The sequence below is a fragment of the Rhizobium sp. 10PS4 genome, from assembly GCF_032464805.1.
In the GTDB taxonomy this organism is placed as follows: Bacteria; Pseudomonadota; Alphaproteobacteria; order Rhizobiales; family Rhizobiaceae; genus Rhizobium; species Rhizobium laguerreae.
In genome coordinates this window covers 61,847-82,165 of record NZ_JAWDIW010000012.1, presented here as the reverse complement: position 1 = coordinate 82,165, position 20,319 = coordinate 61,847, and the positions used below count along the sequence as shown (strand labels likewise).

The 20,319-nt window shown below is 61.7% G+C and carries 20 protein-coding genes; 10 read left to right on the top strand and 10 right to left on the bottom strand.

What is annotated here, in order from left to right:
• Positions 1–6 precede the first annotated feature (6 nt).
• The gene (glpK, locus tag RWJ89_RS22585) at positions 7–1,509 is read left to right on the top strand and encodes a glycerol kinase GlpK (protein WP_316031467.1); all 1,503 of its coding nucleotides are present in this window, start codon (positions 7–9) and stop codon (positions 1,507–1,509) included.
• 28 nt (positions 1,510–1,537) lie between these two features.
• On the opposite strand, the gene RWJ89_RS22580 is transcribed toward glpK, so the two are convergent.
• The 4 genes from RWJ89_RS22580 to RWJ89_RS22565 all read right to left on the bottom strand — a co-directional run bounded on the left by RWJ89_RS22580 (position 1,538) and on the right by RWJ89_RS22565 (position 6,179).
• The gene (locus tag RWJ89_RS22580; protein ID WP_316031466.1) at positions 1,538–2,539 is read right to left on the bottom strand and encodes an ABC transporter permease; all 1,002 of its coding nucleotides are present in this window, start codon (positions 2,537–2,539) and stop codon (positions 1,538–1,540) included.
• A gap of 2 nt (positions 2,540–2,541) precedes the next feature.
• Complete coding sequence (locus tag RWJ89_RS22575) at positions 2,542–3,561, bottom strand: ABC transporter permease (protein ID WP_170269360.1); 1,020 nt, start codon at positions 3,559–3,561, stop codon at positions 2,542–2,544.
• A complete protein-coding gene (locus tag RWJ89_RS22570) occupies positions 3,551–5,101 on the bottom strand; it encodes a sugar ABC transporter ATP-binding protein (RefSeq protein WP_168282862.1) in 1,551 nt (516 codons plus the stop codon). Before RWJ89_RS22570 ends, RWJ89_RS22575 begins: the two co-directional genes overlap by 11 nt.
• A 64-nt stretch (positions 5,102–5,165) precedes the next feature.
• The gene (locus RWJ89_RS22565; RefSeq protein ID WP_027667038.1) at positions 5,166–6,179 is read right to left on the bottom strand and encodes a sugar ABC transporter substrate-binding protein; all 1,014 of its coding nucleotides are present in this window, start codon (positions 6,177–6,179) and stop codon (positions 5,166–5,168) included.
• 414 nt (positions 6,180–6,593) lie between these two features.
• Between RWJ89_RS22565 and RWJ89_RS22560 the strand changes: the two genes are divergently transcribed.
• The 7 genes from RWJ89_RS22560 (at position 6,594) to RWJ89_RS22530 (ending at position 11,710) form a co-directional block, all read left to right on the top strand.
• Entirely contained in the window at positions 6,594–7,457 is an 864-nt protein-coding gene (locus RWJ89_RS22560; protein ID WP_131665608.1) for a helix-turn-helix transcriptional regulator, read from the top strand.
• A gap of 107 nt (positions 7,458–7,564) precedes the next feature.
• Positions 7,565–8,002: a VOC family protein gene (locus tag RWJ89_RS22555; protein ID WP_003549520.1), complete on the top strand. Its 438-nt coding sequence runs from the start codon at positions 7,565–7,567 to the stop codon at positions 8,000–8,002.
• A gap of 52 nt (positions 8,003–8,054) precedes the next feature.
• Complete coding sequence (locus tag RWJ89_RS22550; RefSeq protein WP_077979854.1) at positions 8,055–9,101, top strand: ABC transporter substrate-binding protein; 1,047 nt, start codon at positions 8,055–8,057, stop codon at positions 9,099–9,101.
• An 8-nt stretch (positions 9,102–9,109) separates the two neighbouring features.
• Positions 9,110–9,898: an ABC transporter ATP-binding protein gene (locus RWJ89_RS22545; protein ID WP_077979719.1), complete on the top strand. Its 789-nt coding sequence runs from the start codon at positions 9,110–9,112 to the stop codon at positions 9,896–9,898.
• Positions 9,895–10,665 carry an ABC transporter permease gene (locus tag RWJ89_RS22540; RefSeq protein WP_077979718.1) on the top strand — a complete coding sequence of 257 codons (771 nt, stop codon included), beginning with the start codon at positions 9,895–9,897 and terminating at the stop codon, positions 10,663–10,665. Before RWJ89_RS22545 ends, RWJ89_RS22540 begins: the two co-directional genes overlap by 4 nt.
• Positions 10,666–10,799: 134 nt before the next feature.
• Entirely contained in the window at positions 10,800–11,231 is a 432-nt protein-coding gene (locus RWJ89_RS22535; RefSeq protein ID WP_018070805.1) for an antitoxin Xre-like helix-turn-helix domain-containing protein, read from the top strand.
• A complete protein-coding gene (locus RWJ89_RS22530; protein ID WP_168282866.1) occupies positions 11,228–11,710 on the top strand; it encodes an RES family NAD+ phosphorylase in 483 nt (160 codons plus the stop codon). Before RWJ89_RS22535 ends, RWJ89_RS22530 begins: the two co-directional genes overlap by 4 nt.
• 115 nt (positions 11,711–11,825) lie before the next feature.
• Here the strand turns inward: RWJ89_RS22530 and RWJ89_RS22525 are convergent, their stop codons facing one another.
• From RWJ89_RS22525 to RWJ89_RS22500, 6 genes are all read right to left on the bottom strand, one after another.
• Positions 11,826–12,233, bottom strand: a complete 408-nt coding sequence (locus RWJ89_RS22525) for a type II toxin-antitoxin system VapC family toxin (RefSeq protein ID WP_316031465.1) — start codon at positions 12,231–12,233, stop codon at positions 11,826–11,828.
• Positions 12,233–12,487: a type II toxin-antitoxin system Phd/YefM family antitoxin gene (locus RWJ89_RS22520; RefSeq protein ID WP_011649626.1), complete on the bottom strand. Its 255-nt coding sequence runs from the start codon at positions 12,485–12,487 to the stop codon at positions 12,233–12,235. Before RWJ89_RS22520 ends, RWJ89_RS22525 begins: the two co-directional genes overlap by 1 nt.
• A 170-nt stretch (positions 12,488–12,657) precedes the next feature.
• The gene (gene pdxA / locus RWJ89_RS22515) at positions 12,658–13,644 is read right to left on the bottom strand and encodes a 4-hydroxythreonine-4-phosphate dehydrogenase PdxA (RefSeq protein ID WP_316031464.1); all 987 of its coding nucleotides are present in this window, start codon (positions 13,642–13,644) and stop codon (positions 12,658–12,660) included.
• Positions 13,645–13,674: 30 nt separating this feature from the next.
• Positions 13,675–14,808: an iron-containing alcohol dehydrogenase gene (locus RWJ89_RS22510; protein ID WP_168282872.1), complete on the bottom strand. Its 1,134-nt coding sequence runs from the start codon at positions 14,806–14,808 to the stop codon at positions 13,675–13,677.
• A gap of 359 nt (positions 14,809–15,167) precedes the next feature.
• On the bottom strand, positions 15,168–16,355 hold the full coding sequence (locus RWJ89_RS22505; protein ID WP_131665613.1) for a sialidase family protein: 1,188 nt from the start codon (positions 16,353–16,355) through the stop codon (positions 15,168–15,170).
• An 11-nt stretch (positions 16,356–16,366) separates the two neighbouring features.
• On the bottom strand, positions 16,367–17,272 hold the full coding sequence (locus RWJ89_RS22500; RefSeq protein WP_131665614.1) for a dihydrodipicolinate synthase family protein: 906 nt from the start codon (positions 17,270–17,272) through the stop codon (positions 16,367–16,369).
• Positions 17,273–17,598: 326 nt separating this feature from the next.
• On the opposite strand from RWJ89_RS22500, the gene RWJ89_RS22495 reads away from it, so the two are divergent.
• A complete protein-coding gene (locus tag RWJ89_RS22495) occupies positions 17,599–19,233 on the top strand; it encodes an ABC transporter substrate-binding protein (RefSeq protein WP_131665615.1) in 1,635 nt (544 codons plus the stop codon).
• Positions 19,234–19,362: 129 nt separating this feature from the next.
• A complete protein-coding gene (locus tag RWJ89_RS22490) occupies positions 19,363–20,319 on the top strand; it encodes an ABC transporter permease (protein WP_168336187.1) in 957 nt (318 codons plus the stop codon).

Here is a 20,319-nt window from a genome sequence, read left to right as displayed (position 1 = left end):
ACGGATATGAGCGGCTATATTCTTTCAATCGACCAGGGCACGACATCGTCGCGCGCCATCATCTTCGATGGCGACATGAAAATGGCCGGCTCGGCGCAGGCGGAGATCACCCAATATTATCCGCAGCCCGGATGGGTCGAGCACGACGCCGCCGAAATCTGGCGATCCGTTGTCGATACGGTGCGCAAGGCGATCGCCGATGCTGGACTTGATGCGGCCGATATCACCGCGATCGGCATCACCAACCAGCGTGAGACGGCGGTCGTCTGGGATCGCGGGTCAGGAAAGCCGCTTCACCGCGCGATCGTCTGGCAGGACAGGCGCACCGCAGAAATGTGCGAGAGCCTGAAGGCAGACGGCTACGAGAGGCTGTTCAGCGCCAAGACGGGGCTGCTGCTCGACCCCTATTTCTCCGGGACGAAGCTGCGCTGGCTGCTCGACAATGTCGACGGCCTGCGTGAGAAGGCCGAGGCCGGCGATGTCTGCTTCGGCACGATCGACAGCTGGCTGATCTACAATCTGACTCATGGACGCCTGCATGCCACCGATGCGACCAATGCGTCGAGAACGCTGCTCTACAATATCGATGACGGTGCCTGGGACGAGGAGCTTCTCGGCATTCTTCGCATTCCGTCCGCCATGCTTCCTGACGTCAGGGAATGTGCCGATGATTTCGGCCGCGTCGACAAGACACTGTTCGGCGCGGAGCTTCCGATCCTCGGGGTCGCCGGTGACCAGCAGGCGGCCGCGCTGGGCAACGCCTGCTTCGAGCCCGGCATGATGAAATCCACCTATGGCACCGGCTGCTTTGCCCTGTTGAACACCGGCCGGGATCGTGTTTCCTCCTCCAACCGGATGTTGACGACGATCGCCTGCCGGCTCGACGGCGAGACGACCTATGCGCTCGAAGGCTCGATCTTCATCGCCGGTGCTGCCGTGCAATGGCTGCGCGACGGCCTCGGCATCATCGGTCGGGCATCCGATGCAGGGGTGCTTGCCGCCAAGGCCGATCCCGGACAGCAAGTCTATATCGTTCCGGCCTTCACCGGCCTCGGCGCCCCTTACTGGGATCCGGCGGCGCGGGGCGCGATCTTCGGTCTGACGCGAAACAGCGGGCCGGCGGAATTTGCCCGCGCCGTGCTTGAATCCGTCGCCTACCAGACGCTCGATCTGCTGGTGGCGATGAAGAAGGACTGGGGCGCCAACCAGCTGGAAACGGTGCTGCGCGTTGATGGCGGCATGGCGGATTCGGATTGGACGATGCAGTGCCTAGCCGACATGACCGGAAACCCTGTCGACCGCTCGGCGATCCGCGAGACGACGGCGCTCGGCGCAGCCTGGCTTGCCGGCTCGAAAGCCGGCATCTGGCCCGGCAAGCGGGATTTTGCGAAAGCCTGGGCCTGCGACCGCCGCTTCAGCCCTTCGATGGATGAGACCGAGCGGCAGGGCAAGATCATCGGCTGGAAGAATGCCGTATCCAGAATGATTTCGGACGCCTCGGCGGGATAGAACCACTTCCGAGGAGACGCAACTTCTCTTAAGCGGCGCCGGCGGCCTTTCTGTTGATGAAGCTGAGGGCGAGCACGGCGAAGATCAGCGTTCCCGTGCCGACCTGCTGCCAATAGAAGTTCAGATCGGTCAGCAGCAGCCCATTGGCGACGATGCTGAGCAGCAGCGCGCCGAGAACGGTCCCGCCCACATTCGGCCGTCCGAGCGGGCTGAGCGTCGTGCCGATGAAGGTCGCGCCGATCGCATTCAGCAGGAAGGCATTGCCCGAGGAGGGGATGTAGGTGGTGACGGTTGCGGTCAGGATCAGTCCGGCGATTGCCGCGATCAACCCGACCAGCATGAAAGTCACCGCGACATGGGCCGGCGCGGCGATGCCGGAATAGCGCACGACGCCCGGCTGGATGCCGATCGACAGGATGACGCGGCCGAAGCGCGTGCGGGCAAAGACAACGGCAGCCGCCGCGATGACGACGATGGCAGCGGCAAGCGGTACCGGAAAGCCGGCAATCGTCCCATGGCCGAGGAAACGGAAGGCTTCCGGCACGCCGTTCGGCGGCAGATAGACCGGATTGCCGCCATTGGTCAGCAGCTGCTGCACGCTGCGGCCGATGAACAGCGTGCCGAGCGTGGCGAGGAACGGCGACACACCGATCCCTGAAATCAAGAGCGCGTTGAAGGCCCCGACGAACGCTCCGGCGGCCAGTCCCGCGAGTGCGGCGACTGCCACCGGCTGTCCGGCGAGGACGAGCGAAACCAAGGCGAAGCTGGCAAAATCCATTGCCGTTCCCACCGAAAGATCGATGCCGCCCGACGCGACGGCGAAGGTCATGGCGATGGAGACGATGGCAAGCAGCGTGAAATTGTTGACCAGGATGCTCTGCAAGTTCGCGGGCGTCAGGAACGTCGGCGTTGCCGCGGAAAAGGCGGCAAACACCGCAATCAGGGCGAGGATCAGCCCATAGCGCACCAGGCCGCCGGCGATCAGACGCGGCAAGCCTATGGTGGCGAGGGGAGGGGTCTGGAGCGACATGGTCAGGCCTCCTGCCGGCGCAGCAGCGTGGTCGCGGAAACGACGATGAGAATGAGCACACCCTGGACGCCGCTGACCAGCGTGCTCGAAATGTTCAGCAGCTGGAAACCGTTAACCAGGAAGCCGACCAAAAGGGCCGAAAGCAGCGTCCCGGTGACCGTTGGAACCAGCCGGCGCGAAAAGACCGAGCCGAGTAGGGCCGTCACGACGACCGGCAACAGCATCTCGCCGGCGCCGGTCGTGCTGCCGCTCAGATAGGAAACCCACAGGATGCCGGCGATGCCGCCGGAGACGCCGCTGGCGACGAAGGCGCCGGCGAGTAGCCGTCGAAGCGGCAGACCCGCGGCACGCGCTGCATCCGGAAATTCACCGACGGCATAGAGACGCAGGCCGAGCGGCGTATATTGCACGATCGCCGTGGTGATGGCCGTGAAGGCGAGGAGCACATAGGCGAGAACCGGGATGCCGAAAGCGTCCGAGGCCGAGAGCGCCGACAGGAATGGCGTCGAAGCCGGCAGGACGGTATTGCCGGTCAGCACCAATTCCAGGCCGGCGACGACGTTCATGACGGCCAGCGTGGCCAGCAGCGGCACGATGCCGGCATAGACGACGGCAATGGCATTGACCGTGCCGATCAACGCGCCGGTGAGGATCGCAGCGGCAACCGCCGTCGCATCGCCGTAGCCGAACTGTGTCAGGCTCGCGTAGACGGCGGCGCTCAGGCCCATATTGGCCGCGAGCGACAGGTCGATCCCGCCGGTGACGACATTGGAGCCGCCGGCGATCAGCACGATCGTCAGACCGATGGCAAGCACACCTGAGATGGCCGATTGGCCGAGCACGTTGCCGATATTGCCGATGCTGAGGAAATAGGGTGCGGTCAGCGAAAAAATGATCAGGATGGCGGCAAATGCGATCAGCGATCCGAAGCGCAATGCCGCAGCTGCAATATTGCCGGCCGGCCGGGGAGGCAGTTCGGCAGCGGAAAAACCGGAAGGCGCGAATTCCACTTCAGCCGACATGGCGTTGTCCCTCGGATGATCCGGTCGATTGAGCCAGCACCGCATCTGCCGTGGTCTCCGACGAGATGAATTCCCGCGCCACGCGGCCGCGGAAGAGCACCAGGATGCGATCGGTGATGCCGATCAGTTCGGGCAGATCCGAAGACAGCACGATGACGCCGGCGCCGCGCGACGCGAGTTCGCCGATCAGCGTGTAGATCTCGACCTTGGAGCCGATATCAACGCCGACCGTCGGCTCGTCGAGCAGATAGACCTCGGAACGGCGGCTCAGCCACTTGGCGATGGCCACCTTCTGCTGGTTGCCGCCCGAAAGCGTACGCAGCAGAGCATCTCGCCCATTGGTCTTCACCTGCAGCCGCGAAATCAGAGCGTCGACTTCTCTCTGTTCGCGCCTGCGATCGAGAAAGCCGAAACGTGTGAAGCGGCCAAGGCTCGAAAGGCTGATATTTTCCGCGACGCTGAGGTCGAGCGCGACGCCATGGCGACGTCGATCTTCCGGCACTAGGGCGATTTCGCGGCCGGCCGCCTGGGTGGGATTGGTGAAACGGGCAGCCTTGCCGTTGATCTCGATATGGCCGGAAGCCGGGGTCTCCAGACCGAAGAGCGCGCGGACCAGCTCCTTTGCGCCGGAGCCGAGCAGGCCGGTAAGGCCGAGCACCTCGCCGCGGCGAAGCGTGAAACTGATGTCGCTATATTTCCCCGGCGCCGACAGCTGCTCGACCTTGAGGATGTCTTCGCCGGGCGTCACTTGCGGCTTCGGAAACATTTCCTTGATGTCGCGCTCGACCATCAGCCGGGCAATCGCACCGGCGGAAGTCTCCCCGATCGGCAGGGAGGCCACGTCGAGCCCGTTGCGCAGCACGGTGACGTGGTCGCAGAGCTCTTCGATTTCGTTCAGGTAATGCGAGATATAGATGATGGTGACGCCCTCGTCGCGCAGACGGCGGATCAGCCGGAAAAGGATATCGGCCTCGCGGCGCACCAATGCGGCCGTCGGCTCGTCGAAGACGAGCACCTTCGGCTGATTGAGGAGGGCGCGGGTGATTTGCACGATCTGCTTTTCGGCCGTCGACAATTCGCCGATCAAGGCGGCGTTCGGCAACCGGATACCGAAATAGTCGTTGAGAATGTCAGATGCCCGGCGCTGCATCAGTCGGCGATCGAGGAACGGCGTGCCCGATATCCGCGGTTCCCGGCCAAGGAACAGGGCTTCGCCGACAGTGAAGGTCGGCACCAGCAGCCGATCCTGGTGAATGAAGTGGATACCGAGCTCTTCGGCTAGATGCGGCGTCAGTCTGTCGAATGTTTGCCCTTCGATCTCGATCCGGCCGCCATCGGGCTGATGAAGACCGGCCAGCAGCTTGATCAGCGTCGATTTGCCGGCGCCGTTCTGGCCGACGAGACCGTGGATGGTGCCGCGCCTGACGATCAGCGACGCACCGGCAAGCGCCTGCGCGCCGCCGAAATGCTTGACGATGCCTTCAAAGCGAATGATGTCGTCGCGTGCCGTCACCGGCTGCTTCAACGAAATGGCCGTCATGTCGATCTCTCCGGGTGGGCAGATTCCGAGCGATCCGGCATGGCAGGATCGCTCGTGTTCGGTGTCAGCCGATGCCGAGCTTCTTGGTGACTTCGCCGACATTGGTCTTGTTGGCGAGCAGGGCCGGAACATAGGTCTCGCGCGGCAGGGTCTGGCCGGCGAGCAGCTTGGCGACGTTGCGGATGGCGGTGCGGCCAATTTCCGCCGGCTGCTGGGCGACATCGGCGCCGGCCGGCGAATTCGGATCGGCGATGAGTTGCAGCACTTCCGGGCTGCCATCGACACCGTAGGTGCGGATCTCCGTGCGTCCGGCGGCAGCCAAAGCCTGGGTCGCACCAAGCTGCGGAATGTCCCAGGCCGACCAGATCGCCTTGATCGAACCTTTTTCGGGATATTTGTTGAGGATGGCCGTGATCTGCGTGAAGGCGTCCTGCACGGTGTTCGGGATGACGTCGCGCAGTTCCGGCTGGAGGATTTTCACCTTCGGGAAATATTTGACGACATTGACCAACTGGTCGTAGCGGATCGCGCAGGGGGTTACGCCGTAGAAGCCGTTGAAAACGACGATATTGCCTTCGCCGCCGATATCGGAGACGAGCTGCAGCGCCAGATCCTTGCCGATGCCCCAGTTATCGGAGGTGGTGTTGTTGATCGAATTGGTCGAACCGACGTCGACGGTCAGAACCGGGATTCCGGCATCGCGCGCCTTCTTCAGCCAGGGATCGATGACACTGAGCGTACCGAGGATTTGAACGATCGCATCCGGCTTCTGGGCAATCAGCGTCTGCAGCTGCGAGACCAGCTTGCCATCATTGCGTCCGGCATCGACGGCGATCGGCTCGCCACCGAGGCGCTTTACCTCCTCGATCTGGGCATTATAGGCCTGCAGGTCGAAGAAGTGATCGGTGCCGGTTGCGCTGATGGCGATGCGCTTGCCTTTCAGCGACAGTTCTTCGCCGGCGGCAAAAGCCGGCTTCTGCCCGATGAGCGAAGCACCGGCGACGGCGACCCCGGCTGCGGCAGACAGTTTCAGCAGATCTCGTCTTCCGAGACCGTTCTCGGACTTTTCGATACTCATCGCAATTTCTCTCCAATTATTATGTCTATAGATTAAATGGATTAATGCCGGTGGATAGGAACGAATTTCCAAAAGAACCATCTCCGGGGAAAAGAGTGGATGGAGCGAAAGCTCATCCCTGGCCGCGGTTTCCTCCAACCGGGAATGATTTCGGATGCCTCGGCGGTCTTCAGAGCGGTCAGATGGTCTACGGCCACCGATCAAGAAACATGCACTGCATAATTCTTGCGCATGCGACCAAATTTGCCGAAGGCGAACTCTGCTAGGCCGCGGTGCCGTGTGGCGCGACAGCAGGCGTAAAATGACGATTTTCTGGGCACCGTCGGGTTTTATGCTGCGACGTTGATATCTAGCGCGAAGCTTCGCGCCACTTGGCGCGCAACTTGCCTCTCTCCTGCTAGGGAGAATGAAACAATGCCCGACATCGACCCGCAGATTTTCTCAATAAGCCGGCCATCCCTCGGAGGCTACAAGGCCTTTGTTCAACGCGACATGATCGTCGAGACCTATCGTAGCGCCGCGGGGCAAATGGTTTCGAGGGGCTCCCTTCATAGAATTTCGATCAACCGCACGGCGCACGGCAAATATGCCTATCGGCTTGGAAGCGGGGCATTCCGCAAAGTTGAGAGGCCGCCGTTCACCCTGGGATTTCAACCGGCCGCCACCGTCCTTGAAGTCGATGGCGATGCGGCGGATTATATCTCGATCTTCCAGTCACCTGCGCTTTACAGCGGCATCGGCGGCTCTCGCTTCGATCCCGAACATTGGGATAGTGACGCGCTCAGCGCGACGACTGATCCGACAACGCTGCAGGTCGCACTCTCCCTCGCATTTGCCGCCGAGAAGAGCGGGCGCGCCGACCTGCTTTTGATGCAGCATCTGGGGATGGCGCTCGCCTGCTGCGTCGTAAAACTGCTGGGCGCCAAACCTGAAGCCGGCGACCGTCCGCTGACATCGGACAATCTCCGGCGTGTGATCGATTACATCGAGAACCTGCTTGGCAAATCCGATCTGAGTGTCGAGGAGCTGGCCGGCGTGGCCCATATGAGCCCCTTTCACTTCAGCCGGGAATTCAAACGGGCGGCCGGCATGGCGCCGCATCGCTTCGTTCTCGAACGCAGGATCGAACGAGCACGGCTCTACCTCGCCGATGGCAAGGAGACGCTTGCAAACATCGCTTATGCCACGGGCTTTTCCAGCCAGGCGCATTTCTCCAGCGTCTTTCGTCGTCTGATCGGGGCGACGCCGAAAGAATACCAGCGTTCGGTCCGTCTTTGAGCCGGCTCTTGCCGATGACAGATCAGCAGCTTTGCGAAAGACAACCGCACGAATTTGAAATCTCTTGAGGCTGCGGTCTGCGAGGCTTTTCCCATCAGGAGGCCCATATGACCGCTTTTGCCCAAACCAATCCGATTACCGACATTTGCTTCCTGGTCGAGGATATCGACAAAGCATCGGCTTTCTATGTCGAGCGTCTTGGCTTCAAACCTCGCCGCCGGGCTCCCGGCTTTGCCGATTTCAAAGGGGCGGGCGTGACATTGGCGCTGTGGGAGATCGAGCATATTGCCGAGAATACCGGTGTCTCAAGCCGCCGTGCCCCTCCAGGTGCGCACAAGGCCTGCGCGGCCATCGAGCTCGCCTCGCCAGAGCAGGTCGATGCTGCCTATGCGGAGCTGAAAGCTGCGGGCGTGCTCTTCCACGCGCCGCCGCAGGATTATGTCTGGAACGCGCGATGCGTCTATTTCGCCGATCCTGACGACAATCTCTGGGAAATCTATGCGTGGTCCGCAGGCGGCCCGATCGGTGACATCGATCCGCAATAGCGAGCGCAATCGGCCGGTCGTCCAACAATCCAACAAGGGGAAAGGCAAGCAAATGAGCGGGGATGACAAACAAATCGTGGTCGGCAGGCGTACCGTCCTGAAGGGCGGAGCCTTTGCCCTTGCTGCAGCGACGGCAGGGATCAGCGTGTTCGTGCCGCGTCACTCGAAAGCCGCCGCATCCAAGGTCGTCATCAAATATGACTGGCTGATGAGCAACGGACAGATCGGCGATATCGTCGCAGTCAAGCGGGGACTGTTCCAGGCCGAGGGTCTCGACGTCGAGTTTTCCCCAGGCGGTCCCAATTCGGCGACGGTGCCGCCCGTGATCACGGGTGATGCGCAGCTCGGACAGTTCTCGGATTCGGCACAGCTTCTTCTAGCCCGTTCATCCGGCGTGCCGATCAGGATCTTCGCCTGCGGTTTCCGCATGGCGCCTTTCGCCTTCTATTCGCTGCCGAAGGCGCCGATCCGCACCGTCAAGGATATGGTCGGCAAGCGCATCGGCATCCAGCCGACAGCCCGTTATGTGCTCGATGCCATCCTGCTGAAGAACGATATCGATCCATCGAGCCTGACCATCACCAATATCGGCTTCGACATGACGCCGCTGATGACCGGCCAGGTCGATGCAGTCACCGGGTGGATCACCAACACGCAGGCGCTTTCCATCATCGGTCCCGACCGCATCGATCTGATGATGAAGGACACGGGCCTGCCCTCCTACGCCAATGTCTATTTTGCCACCGACGATGCCGTGAGCGGCCATGCCGAGACACTGGCAAAGGTGCTGCGTGCCGTCGCCAAGGGCTGGGCCTGGACGCATGAACATCCTGAAGAGGCGGTCAAACTGACGGTGGAAGCCTATCCGCAGCTCGACCTTGCCGTAGAGCTGAAGACGGTGCCGCGCATCCTGTCGCTGAGCTTCGACGCAGCGACCGGCAAGGATGGTTGGGGCAGCTTCGATCCGGCCGCGCTTGCCGAGCAGATTTCCGTCTACGACAAGATCGGTCAGTTCAAGAGCGGCGCGCCGAAGCTGGAGGACTGCTATACGACCAGGATCCTCGACATGACGGCGGACGACCGTCCGAAGATTGCGTGAGAGCGGATTTGCCTGAAGCAGCGGCCATCGAAACCAAGGATCTGGCTGTCGGTTATGCCGGCGCCGGCGAGACGACCCGCATTCTGTCCGGCGTCGACCTCAGCGTCGGCAGGGGCGAGTTTTTGACCATTCTCGGCCCTTCCGGCTGCGGCAAGTCGACCTTGCTGCGGGCGGTGGCGGATCTTCTCCCGCCGCTTGACGGGCAGCTGGCGGTGCTCGGCAGAACGGCGTCGGAGGCGCGCCGGCGCCGCGAGGTCGCCTTCGTCTTTCAGGACGCGACGCTGTTGCCCTGGCGGACCGTGAGGGAGAATGTCGCGCTGCCGCTGCAGGTGGGGAAGAACAGCGTCTCGCGATCGGTCGATCCGCGGCCCGACCATTGGATTGAACTGGTCGGCCTGTCGCATCTGGCCGATCGGTACCCGCACCAACTGTCAGGGGGCCAGCGCCAACGCGTCGCCATAGCGCGCGCGCTTCAATGCGAGCCGGATATCCTGCTCATGGATGAACCCTTCGGTGCGCTCGACGAGATCACGCGCGAACGACTGAACGACGAGCTTCTGGACGTCTGGCGCCGGACCGGCACGACCATCCTTTTCGTGACCCACAGCGTCATCGAGGCGATCTATCTCGGCGGACGCGTGCTGGTTCTGGCGGCCAATCCGGGCCGCGTCCAGGCACTGATCGACCTTGCACCGTTGAAAGACGAGCGTGGCCTCTGTCGGCGCGAGAGCCTTGATGTCCAGGAGACCGCAGCCCATCTGCGCCAATTGCTGCAGCAGGGGAGTTCGGCTGCATGACGCATCGTCGGCTATCCCTCACCGAGGCAATCGGCCTTCCCGTTATCGGCGCCCTTTCGCTGCTTCTCGCCTGGCAATGGCTGGTGCCGGCTCTCGGTATTCCCAGCTATATCGTTCCAACACCGCTGGCGATCCTGCGTACGCTCGGAACGGAATGGCGCTTCCTTCTGTCGAATGCGATCCCGACATGGGGTGAGGCGGGCCTCGGCTTCCTCCTGGGCAACAGTCTCGCCGTGATCATGGCAATTGCCTTTGTCTATAATCCGCGGTTCCAGGCCGCCTATTTTCCCGTTGTCCTGCTCTTCAACACCATCCCCGTGCTGGCGCTTGCGCCGATCATCATCCTCATCTTCGGCCTCGGTATGCTGCCAAAGGTCATCATCGCCGCTCTCATCTGCTTCTTCCCAACCCTGGTGAATACGGCCCGGGGCCTCAATCTGGCGACGACGAGCGAGCTTGACCTGATGCATGTGCTTTCGGCGAGCGGGTGGGAGACGTTCTGGCGCCTGCGCGCGCCACGATCTGCCCCCTTGCTTTTTGCGTCGCTGCGCATTTCTGCAACCACCTGTGTGATCGGCGCGATCGTCGGGGAGTGGATCGGTTCGAACCAGGGGCTCGGGGCCGTCATCATCCAGTCGACATTCAACTATCAGGCGGAAAGGCTCTTTGCCGCCGTCGTGCTCGCCTCTTTCTCCGGCATCGTCTTTTTTGCCGCTGTTGCCCAGATCGAGCGGATTTTCCGTCGGCTGCAGCTGGGGCGAAACTGAAAGCCGTTCAGTGCGGGCACCGAAACGCTGACGCTTCCAGGATATGACAAGGCCTCCCGCGTTGTCTGAATGGCACTCTTGAACATTTGCTCACTTGAGGCTAAATATAACCTCAAGTGAAAAGGAGCTTTGCCATGATGGGATTTGCAGTCATCGCCGACGTTCTCGGACTGCCCGCCAGGGAACCGGCGTCGCGTTCCGCCTTTGGCCTGCTCTCCAGCATCGAGGAAGGCTTGCCGGTCAAGGCGCTTGATCGCATGGCGCTGCTTCTGGCGCCTGATGATACCCAGTTCAAATATAGGCTCGTTCCGAAGGCCACCTATGAGCGGCGCAAATCCAAGCATCGGCTCTCTTCCGACGAGGGCATAAAACTCGCCCGCCTCGCGCGTGTCTGGGGATCGGCACTCGATGTCTGGCAGACCGAGACCGAGGCACGTGATTTCCTGTTTCGCCCGCATGCAATGCTGGAGGACAGGCGGCCGATCGACGTGGTCATCCAGAGCGAGATCGGTGGCGAGCTCGTGCTCGATATCCTCGGAAGCCTGAAATACGGCAGTGCTGCGTGAGCGCACAGCATCTCGACCGAACGCTGACATCCATCCGCATCGGAGATCCCCATGGAACCTATCCGATCTTCGACGCCACCGGCTCGACCATCGCGCCGGGGCGGTGGAACACTTCGGGCAGCCCGATCATCTATACGAGCGAGCACTATTCGACGGCGCTGCTCGAAAAGCTCGTCCATGGCAGCGGGCGGCTGCCGCCCAACCAGCACTATGTCACGATCACCCTACCGCGGGGGCTAAGCTACGAGGTCTTCTCCGAGCCCGCGCTGCCCGGCTGGGACAGCATGCCGGCAAACGTCAGCAAGGCTTTCGGCGAGCGGTGGCGCCAGGAAAAGCGCAGCGCCATCCTGCTGGTGCCAAGCGTCGTCGCCCGCGTCGACCGCAACGTGCTGATCAATCCGGCCCACCCGGAATTCCCGTCGATCACGACAAGCCTTCACCAACCGGTTTTCTGGGATCGCCGTTTGTTCGGCATGTGATGGGTTGGCGGTGCAATTAACGTTTTCGCAGAGCAAATCAAAACGCCGGACAGATGGGGCTTGGTCACACTGCACAGGAGGCCATTTTAAACGAGGAGGTGGCTGCCTCGACTGCTCACGCGTCCGTCTCCCATGGATTTATCACCGCTGCACCGGTGTCGTCGAAATCGCCGACATTGCGAGTGACGACAATCAGATCATGGACGATTGCGGTTGCGGCGATCAGCCCGTCGATATCGCCACGCGGCGGGATGGCGGCGATGCGGCCCCATTCGACGGCGATCTCGTCGGTCACCGGCAGGATCCGGTCGCCATGATCATAACGCAGCTTGCGCAGCCACTCGGTGAGATGCGCCGCGGTCTTCGGATCCGACTTCTGTTTGAGGGCAATGCCGCGCATGATCTCGCCAAGCGTCAGCGCGCTCAGGTGGATGCTGAGCGGATCGACGGAGCGCAGCCAGGAGACCGCCTGCGGCGTGCCGCGTCGCGCCTCCGAGACCATGTTGGTGTCGACCAGATACATCAGAACGCAACGTCGCGGCTCGGAGTCTTGTTGCGTGCTTCGACCGCATCGGCGAACTCATCGTCCCAGGCGGGGCCACCGAGCAGGTCGTCGACGAGCGTCGGCCTACCGGCGCGCAAGGCGTCGTAGTCGCGGGCGGACAGAACGACGGCCGTGCGCTCGCCACGTACGGTCACCACCTGCGGCCCTTCTTGTCGGGCCTTCTGCACGACCTTCGAAAATTGGTTTTTGGCGTCCTGCAGTTGCCATTCAATCGAATCCGCTCCTGGCTAGACTGTCTAGCTATGTACGCGCGGAATGCTCGTGCGTCAACGGCGGGACGTTCCTGAACGACAGAGTCCGGTTCTGCTATTAGGTGTCATAACGAAGCTCGACATCGTTGTGTCGGCGATCGGCGCCTGTCGGTCCTTCTGGAAAGCCGCGATCACCCCTCTCGCCGCGGCGAGCGGGCCATCAGCCTGGCATAGGCGATGGCCGAGAGCATGTTGACGTGGTTGGCTTTGCCGGTGCCGGCAATGTCGAAGGCGGTGCCGTGGTCGACCGAGACGCGGTCGATCGGCAGGCCGAGCGAGACGTTGACCGCCGTGTCGAAGGCGACGAGCTTGATCGGGATATGGCCCTGGTCGTGATACTGAGCGATGACCAGATCGAAAGCGCCGTTATAGGCGCGGGCAAACACCGTATCGGCCGAGATCGGGCCGACGACGTCGATGCCCTTTGCCTGCGCCTGCTCGACGGCGGGCGCCAGGAATTCCATGTCTTCGGTGCCGAACAGGCCGTTTTCGCCGCAATGGGGATTGAGGCCGGCGACGGCGATGCGCGCCTTGCGGCCGAGCCGCAGGAAGTGCCTATGGCCGGCTTCGATGGTTGCGAGCACCCGCTCGGTCTTGGCGCGCTCGATCGCGCCCTTAAGCGAGATATGGGTGGAGACGTGGATGGTGTTCAGCCGCTCGGAGGCAAGCAGCATGAAGGAGCTCTTCGAGCCGGTGAGATGCGCGAGCAGCCCGGTATGGCCGTCATGGTGATGGCCGGCGAGGTTCATCGCTTCCTTGTTGATCGGCGCGGTCACGATGACATCGGCTTGACCAGACATGGCGAGATCGACAGCGCGGGTGATATAGCGCACCGAGGCATCGCCGGCGACGGGGCTGACCCTGCCGATTTCGGGGAGGGCCGCGCCGAGCGCGACTTCGTCGACGGCGATCCTGTCGTCATCAGGTGCATCGGCAGGCCCGAACCGCAGTCCGGTGCCGCTGACGCGGTCGGCGCGCTCCAGCGCTTCGACATTGCCGACGATGACGAAATCGCGGCGCTCTTCTCTTGGAAGGGCTGCCAAGGCCTTGACGATCACCTCGGGGCCGACGCCGGCCGGATCGCCGAGCGTTACCGCGACTTTCGCATTCCTGTCCATCGATCGAATTCCTTCTGAAAACTTTTTGGCCTAGAAAGCGGCCGCATAAATCGAGCGAATGTCGGCGCGCGTGAGATCGCGCGGATTGTTATCGAGCAGACGGCGAATGGCAAAGGCGTCTTCGGCCATGGCGTCGAGATCGCTTTCCGGCACGCCGAGACCGGAAAGCTTCATCTCGATACCGAGTTCGGCGCAGAAAGCGTAAGCCGCATCGAAGACGGAGGTGATGTTCCCGGAGGTTTCGCGCCCAAGCGCTTCCATCACCGCCCTGGTTTTCTCAGGCGCGGACGGCGTATTGAAGGCGAGAACATGCGGAAAAATCAGCGCATTGGCCGCGCCATGGGCGACATGCCAGCGCGTGCCGAGGGGATAGGCAAGCGCATGGCCGCCAGCTGTGTTGACTGGCCCGAGGCATAAACCGCCATAAAGCGAGGCGAGCGAGAGGCCGGCGCGCGCCTCGGCGTCATTGCCGTCCCTGACCGCACGGGCGAGATATTTGCCGACCAGGCGCGTTCCCTCGATCGCATAGATGTCGACCATCGGATGGGCCTTGCGGTTGGTGAAGGCCTCGACGCAATGGGCCATGGCATCGACGCCGGTGGCGGCCGTCGTGCGGGCAGGGACGCTGAAGGTCAAAGCAGGATCGATGACGGCGATATCGGCCAGCATATGCAGGCTTTCGACGGCAAGCTTTGCCATCGTCGCCGGATCGGTGACGAGCGCACGGATGCCGGCCTCGCTGCCGGTGCCCGATGTCGTCGGCACCTGGGCGAGCGCCACCTTGCGCGGCCCATGCACCTTGTTCGGACCGACGACCTCCTGCAGCGTCTGGGCGGAACCGGCAAGCACTGCGGCAAGTTTTGCCAGATCCATGGCGCTGCCGCCGCCGAAGCCGACGATCAGCTCGGCATCGGCGGCGTTTGCCGCCGCCAGGACCTTTTCGAGATTGGCGGTATCCGGCTCGGGCGTCACTTCGGCAAAGACGGATACCTCGCCTTTGAGATCCAGCACGTCGATGCGCGAGGCGTTGAACGCATCGGAGATGACGAGCGTGCGCCGATAGCCCTTTTCGGCAGCCCATTGGCCGAGCTTTCCCGCCGTACCGACCCCGAATTCGATCAGATGCGGCCGAACTATCGTGATCGGCGAATCCAAGCTGGCCATGAACCGGTCCTCCCTGCAAGATCTTGCGGCACTATCGTTGCCCTCTTTAATGTAAAGTTGTAAGATCAATGTCAAGCCGACATTCCAGCGAGCGGAATTTTTTATCATCTGATATGCGCTCGGTCGCGCGCTTCAAGGCGGCGTTGTCCTGCGCGTATCGATAAAGATATCAGTGTGTTATGAAATCCGTCATGATGAAAACTACATGTCAGACACCGGCTGGCCATCTCTTTGTGGCGACGGTGAATTATCCGACCCTGTTGTCAAATCGTTCGTCAGTCAACACGCAGCCGTTGTCATCCTGCATGCTTTCGCATGCGAGCGGATGCAGGATGACAATTTTCCGGCTGCCGCTTTGTTTACGGCAGGAATTGCGGGGCGAGGCGCACATATTTGATGGCGCGCCGGTAGTAGGTGTAGGCGATATGGAGCGTGCCGTCGCCGCCCTGGACGATCGAGGGATAGGAGAATTCGCGGTTCAGCGACTCCTTCGAATTGTTGCTGAGACAGAAGCCGTCACCGGTATCGAGATCGATGCGACGCGGAAAGCTCTTGCCGCCATCCCTTGATATCGCAAGGCTCAGCGGCGCACGCGGGACACCCCAGACGGCCTTACGTGCGCTGGTATCGGCAACGACGGCTGTCTCTCCAGCCTCGCCACCCTCGATTTCGTCATAGAGAGACTGGCGCCGTGCGTCCGACATGCCGGCGTTCGAATGGTTGTAAACCATTGCGATTGCTCCGTCATTCAGGATCGTTGCCTGGATCGAGGAGTTGTTGTTCGGCAATTCGGCGGGCTCGGGCGCACTCCATGTCTCGCCGCCGTCGGATGATCGGCTGGACAGGATGTTTTCGGCAAAACGGTTGCGGTAGAAGGCGATCATCTCGTCGCCGCCGAGCGGCAGAATGTTCATGTGCACCGCGCCGATGCTGTCTGGAATATCGCGCATTTCCCAGCTGGCGCCGCCATCACGCGACATCAGCACAGCAGCCGTATCGGCATCGCCGCTCCAGCGCCGGCCATTCAGGCCGACGCAGCGGAACACCGGAAGTAGCCAGTCGCCTTTGCCGTTGACGACGATCTGCTGGCGAACGAATGTGCCGGGGCTGTCGCAGAGGATACGAACCGGGCCGAAGGTCTGGCCGCCATCGCCTGAAATCCGGCATTTGACAACCGAGCCGTCCTGATTGCCCGAGGTCTGCGAGGTATAGAGCAGCCATACTTTTCCGTCCGGAGCGTTGAAAATCAACGGGTTCTGTTCGGATTTCTCTGGATCGTCGCTCATCTTTTCCGGCACGGACCAGCGCTCGGAGCCCGGCGCCAGCCGCGACATGTAAATCGAGATATCACCCATGCCCTCCATCGTGCCGCCGAACCAGACGCAGGTTAGCGTGCCGTCGGGCAGAAAAGCGAGATTTGCGGCATGGTTCTGGATGCAAGGGGAGGGCAGATAGGCGTCCGCACGACCCTCGAGGGCGGGGTGAGGGGCGATGGCCCCGGTCATCAGGGCCGGAACGGCTTCCGAAGGCAGGCCGGTAAAACTCATGACGGATCTCCTCAGGGCAGCTTGGCATAGCTTTCGGCGAGTGCGGCATAGTCGGCATCGCCGAGCGGCATCAACGGCGCGCGCGTGCGCTTCCAGGCGGGATTGCCGGTCTTCAGCCCCACCATCGCCTTGATGGTCGGGATCTGGACGTAGGAATTGGAAAGCGTGCGATAGGCGTTGATGCGCGCTTGCGCCGCCTCGACATCGGCGGCGCGCGCCTCGTCATGGACATGGTCGTAGACGGTGCGCAGCGAATTCGCCACGAGATTGGAGGTGGCGGTGATGCAGCCAGCACCGCCCGCCTTCAGCAACGGCAGCAGCAGCGGATCGGCGCCCGCCAGCACCGAGAAGCCGGGATAGGCGGCGATGATCGCCTGCATGTTGTTGAAATCTCCAGCAGATTCCTTGATGCCGACGACCGTTTCCGGGAAGGCCGCAATCAGCCGCCCGATCAGCGGAATGGATAGCGGAACGCCTGAGACCTGCGGAATATGATAGAGGATGACCTGCAAGCGCGTGTCGGCGACCTTCTCCAGCACCTGCGAATAGGCGGCGAAGAGACCGTCGTCGGAGACGCCTTTGTAGTAGAAGGGTGGCAGCATCACCACCTTGGTGACGCCAAGCGACAGCGCGTGCCGGGTCAATTCCACAGTCTCGGGAATGGCGACGACGCCGGTGCCCGGCAAAAGCCTGTCGGCGGGAATGCCGGCCTTCAGTGCTGCTTCCAGAATGCCGCGGCGCTCGGCGCCGGAGAAGGAATTGGCCTCGCCTGTGGTGCCGAGCAGCGCCACGCCATGGCACCCCTCGGCCAGCAACTGCCGGCAATGATCGGTGAAAAGGGCGAAATCCGGCCTGTTGTCTGCCGTCAGCGGCGTTGCGGAGGCGCTGAAAACGCCGGTAATCCTATGATGGCTCATTCCGCCCTCCTCGGCGCGTCCTGCCTTGCCGATCCGTGTTCGACCGGGGCGCTGCGCATTGCAATTGACATCCGTCTGTCGCGATGGAGTGCAAAGAACTTTTATATTGCCGCGCTTTTGTCAAGAAGACAAAATGCCGTGATGTCGCCGCAAAAAGTTATCTATTTGTTATAACTTATATATTTTCAGTGGAAAATTTTGTTCGAATGAAAATTGCGATTTTTTGTTGACATATTTACAATAACGAGAGAACGATACGGAACGGATTGTGCTGCGCCTGGCAGGTGCAGGGAGAGCGCTGCCGAATTCACTCTGGGAGGAATGCCATGTCTGATCAATCGGATAAAACCAATATATCACGTCGTAACGCGCTGAAGCTCGGCCTTGCAGCCGGCGTCGGCCTCACCGTATTCGGAATGAATGCCCGCATCGTTATGGCCGATGAAGGCCAGGTCCTGAAGGTCGCAAATCCGGCCTTCGACCAGGATTGGTCGCCGCTGCGCGGCGGCGGCAGGACGTTCCGCTGGAATTCGATCTGGTGGGCATCGCCGATGTATTTCGATAGCCAAGGCAATATCAAGCCCTACGTCTTCACCAACTGGGAATCGGCCGACAACACAGTCTGGACCTTCAAGATCGACCCGAAGGCCGTCTTTTCCGACGGCAGCAAGATCACCTCGGCGGATGTCAAGGGATCGTGGGAAGTCTCCTCGATGCCGAACACTAAGAACCAGCGCGCCGACCAGGTGCTGAGCAGGGTCAAGGGTTACGCCGAAATCGCCGCTGGCTCCGGCAACGAGTTGACCGGTGTCGCGACACCCGACGAGGGAACGGTCGTCGTGACGCTGGCTGCCGCAGACCCGATCTTCTTCATGCGCCTGGCAAACCACATCGCGCCGATCACCAAGGCATCGCAGTCGCGCGGCAGCGACGGCGAGGAGATCATCGACTGGTACAAGCCAGAGAGCAAGCCGGTCTTCTCCGGTCCCTTTAAACTCACGAGCATCGACATCGACGCCGGCAAACTCTCTTTCGAGCCGAATGAGAACTTCTTCGGGCCGAAGCCGAAGCTTGCCCGTATCGATATCACCTCGATCGAGGACAATGTCACGGCGACATCGCTGATCAAGTCGGGCGAGTTCAACGCCCATACCGAGCTGATCACCTCGACCATCATCCAGGATCTCGGCCAGGAATTTTCCGCCGGCCCGCTGATCCCGACCAGCCAGCACTTCTGGTTCAACATCTCTCGTGCGCCGATGGACGATCCCAAGGTTCGTCAGGCACTGATCATGGCCGTCGATCGCGATGGCCTGTTCAAGGCTTCCTATCCCGACGGGCCGCATAAGAAGGCGGACCAGATCCTCAATGCGGTCCCGGGTGCGGAGAATTCCGGCTTCGAGCCCTATCCCTATGATCCGGAGGCTGCCAAGAAGCTGCTTGCGGAATCGACCTACGGCGGTCCGGAGCGCCTGCCGAAGATCCTGTTCGTCGGCATTTCGGCGCCGGCCATTCAGGCCGCCGCCCAGTTCATCGCCGAGCAGTGGCGTCAGAATCTCGGTATCACAGCCGTCGACATGAAGCCGCAGCAGGATTCCTATGCGGGTCCGGATCAGAATTCGGTCCAGATCTTCCGCGACGACGTCGGCACTCGCGTACCGGATGCCGTCTCCTATCTGGCGGGCTGCATCGCCTCGACCTCGTCGAACGCGCAGAACAAGCTCGGCGGCTACAAGAACGACAAGGTCGACAGTGCCCTTGCCGAAGCCACGACCAAGGCTGCAGATGATCCGCAGCGCATCACTCTCGCCCAGGAAGCCCAGAAGGCGTTCCGCGAGGATTGGGCCTTCATTCCATGGTATTCTCAGGCGATGTCGCGCTGGGCCACCAAGGACGTCAAGGGCCTGGAAAAGAACCTTGACTGGCAGGTCGTAGAACCCTGGAACATTTCCATCGGTTGATCGGTGGAAACCGTCCCTGTCGGCGATAAACCGCGCGGAGGCCGCAAGGCCTTCGCGCAAGTTTCAAGAACAAGAGATGCGATCGCAGCTAAAAGCGGGAACGCATCGAACAACAGGTGGGAGGTGGCCTTGCTGCGCTACGTGCTAACCCGATTTGCCATCTGGATTCCGTCCGTTCTGGTGGTGATGCTGGCGGTTTACGCGCTGGCCTTCTATGGCGCCGGCGATCCGATCAAGCTGATCTTCCTGCGCGCGCCTGGCGACGTCGCCTATAATCCGCAGCGCATCGAAGCCATTCGCGAAAGTGCCGGCCTCAACAAACCCTTCATCGTCCAGTTCGGCCTTTACATCTGGAACCTGCTGCACGGCCAGTTCGGCAATTCGCTGACATCGGGCCGCTCCGTCTGGGCGATGGTCTCGGCTGCCGCACCCGTCTCCTTCCAGCTTGCCCTCTGTTCCATCATCCTGACCGCCGTCATCGCGATCCCGCTCGGCATGATCGCCGCGCTCAACCAGAATTCGCGCATCGACTATGCCATTCTGGGCTCCGCACTCTTCCTCTGGGCGATCCCAGCCTATGTCGCCGGTCCACTGCTGATGGTCGGCCTCATCGTGCTGCTGCCGGGTGCGAGCGTGCCCTATGGCTGGGGCGGCATCTTTGATGTCCGCATCCTGCTGCCGCTCACCGTCCTTTCCTTCCAGCCGATCGCGTTGATCGTGCGTCAGACGCGTGCTGCCGTCATCGAGGTATTGTCGGAGGATTTCGTTCGCACCGCCCGCGCCAAGGGCGTGCCCGAGATCATCGTGGCATTGCGCCATATCCTGCGGCCGGTGCTGACTCCCGTCGTCACGCAGCTCGGCCTGATCATGATCACCATCGTCAACGGCGCGATCTTCGTCGAACTCGTCTTCGGCCTGCCGGGCCTCGGCCGGTTGACGGTGCAGGCGCTGATCAATTCCGATTATCCCGTCATTCTGGCGATCACGCTGATCGGATCGTTCCTGGTGATGGTGTCGAACCTCCTGGTGGATGTGCTCTATCCGCTGCTCGATCCGCGCGCCAATGATTCAAGAAGGAGCCGCTGA

Bases quoted from the DNA above. Each gene is read 5' to 3' on its own strand.
- glpK (WP_316031467.1), top strand. From the start codon at position 7: ATGAGCGGCTATATTCTTTCAATCGACCAGGGCACGACATCGTCGCGC.
- RWJ89_RS22580 (WP_316031466.1), bottom strand. From the start codon at position 2,539: ATGTCGCTCCAGACCCCTCCCCTCGCCACCATAGGCTTGCCGCGTCTG.
- RWJ89_RS22575 (WP_170269360.1), bottom strand. From the start codon at position 3,561: ATGTCGGCTGAAGTGGAATTCGCGCCTTCCGGTTTTTCCGCTGCCGAA.
- RWJ89_RS22570 (WP_168282862.1), bottom strand. From the start codon at position 5,101: ATGACGGCCATTTCGTTGAAGCAGCCGGTGACGGCACGCGACGACATC.
- RWJ89_RS22565 (WP_027667038.1), bottom strand. From the start codon at position 6,179: ATGAGTATCGAAAAGTCCGAGAACGGTCTCGGAAGACGAGATCTGCTG.
- RWJ89_RS22560 (WP_131665608.1), top strand. From the start codon at position 6,594: ATGCCCGACATCGACCCGCAGATTTTCTCAATAAGCCGGCCATCCCTC.
- RWJ89_RS22555 (WP_003549520.1), top strand. From the start codon at position 7,565: ATGACCGCTTTTGCCCAAACCAATCCGATTACCGACATTTGCTTCCTG.
- RWJ89_RS22550 (WP_077979854.1), top strand. From the start codon at position 8,055: ATGAGCGGGGATGACAAACAAATCGTGGTCGGCAGGCGTACCGTCCTG.
- RWJ89_RS22540 (WP_077979718.1), top strand. From the start codon at position 9,895: ATGACGCATCGTCGGCTATCCCTCACCGAGGCAATCGGCCTTCCCGTT.
- RWJ89_RS22535 (WP_018070805.1), top strand. From the start codon at position 10,800: ATGATGGGATTTGCAGTCATCGCCGACGTTCTCGGACTGCCCGCCAGG.
- RWJ89_RS22525 (WP_316031465.1), bottom strand. From the start codon at position 12,233: ATGTATCTGGTCGACACCAACATGGTCTCGGAGGCGCGACGCGGCACG.
- pdxA (WP_316031464.1), bottom strand. From the start codon at position 13,644: ATGGACAGGAATGCGAAAGTCGCGGTAACGCTCGGCGATCCGGCCGGC.
- RWJ89_RS22510 (WP_168282872.1), bottom strand. From the start codon at position 14,808: ATGGCCAGCTTGGATTCGCCGATCACGATAGTTCGGCCGCATCTGATC.
- RWJ89_RS22505 (WP_131665613.1), bottom strand. From the start codon at position 16,355: ATGAGTTTTACCGGCCTGCCTTCGGAAGCCGTTCCGGCCCTGATGACC.
- RWJ89_RS22500 (WP_131665614.1), bottom strand. From the start codon at position 17,272: ATGAGCCATCATAGGATTACCGGCGTTTTCAGCGCCTCCGCAACGCCG.
- RWJ89_RS22495 (WP_131665615.1), top strand. From the start codon at position 17,599: ATGTCTGATCAATCGGATAAAACCAATATATCACGTCGTAACGCGCTG.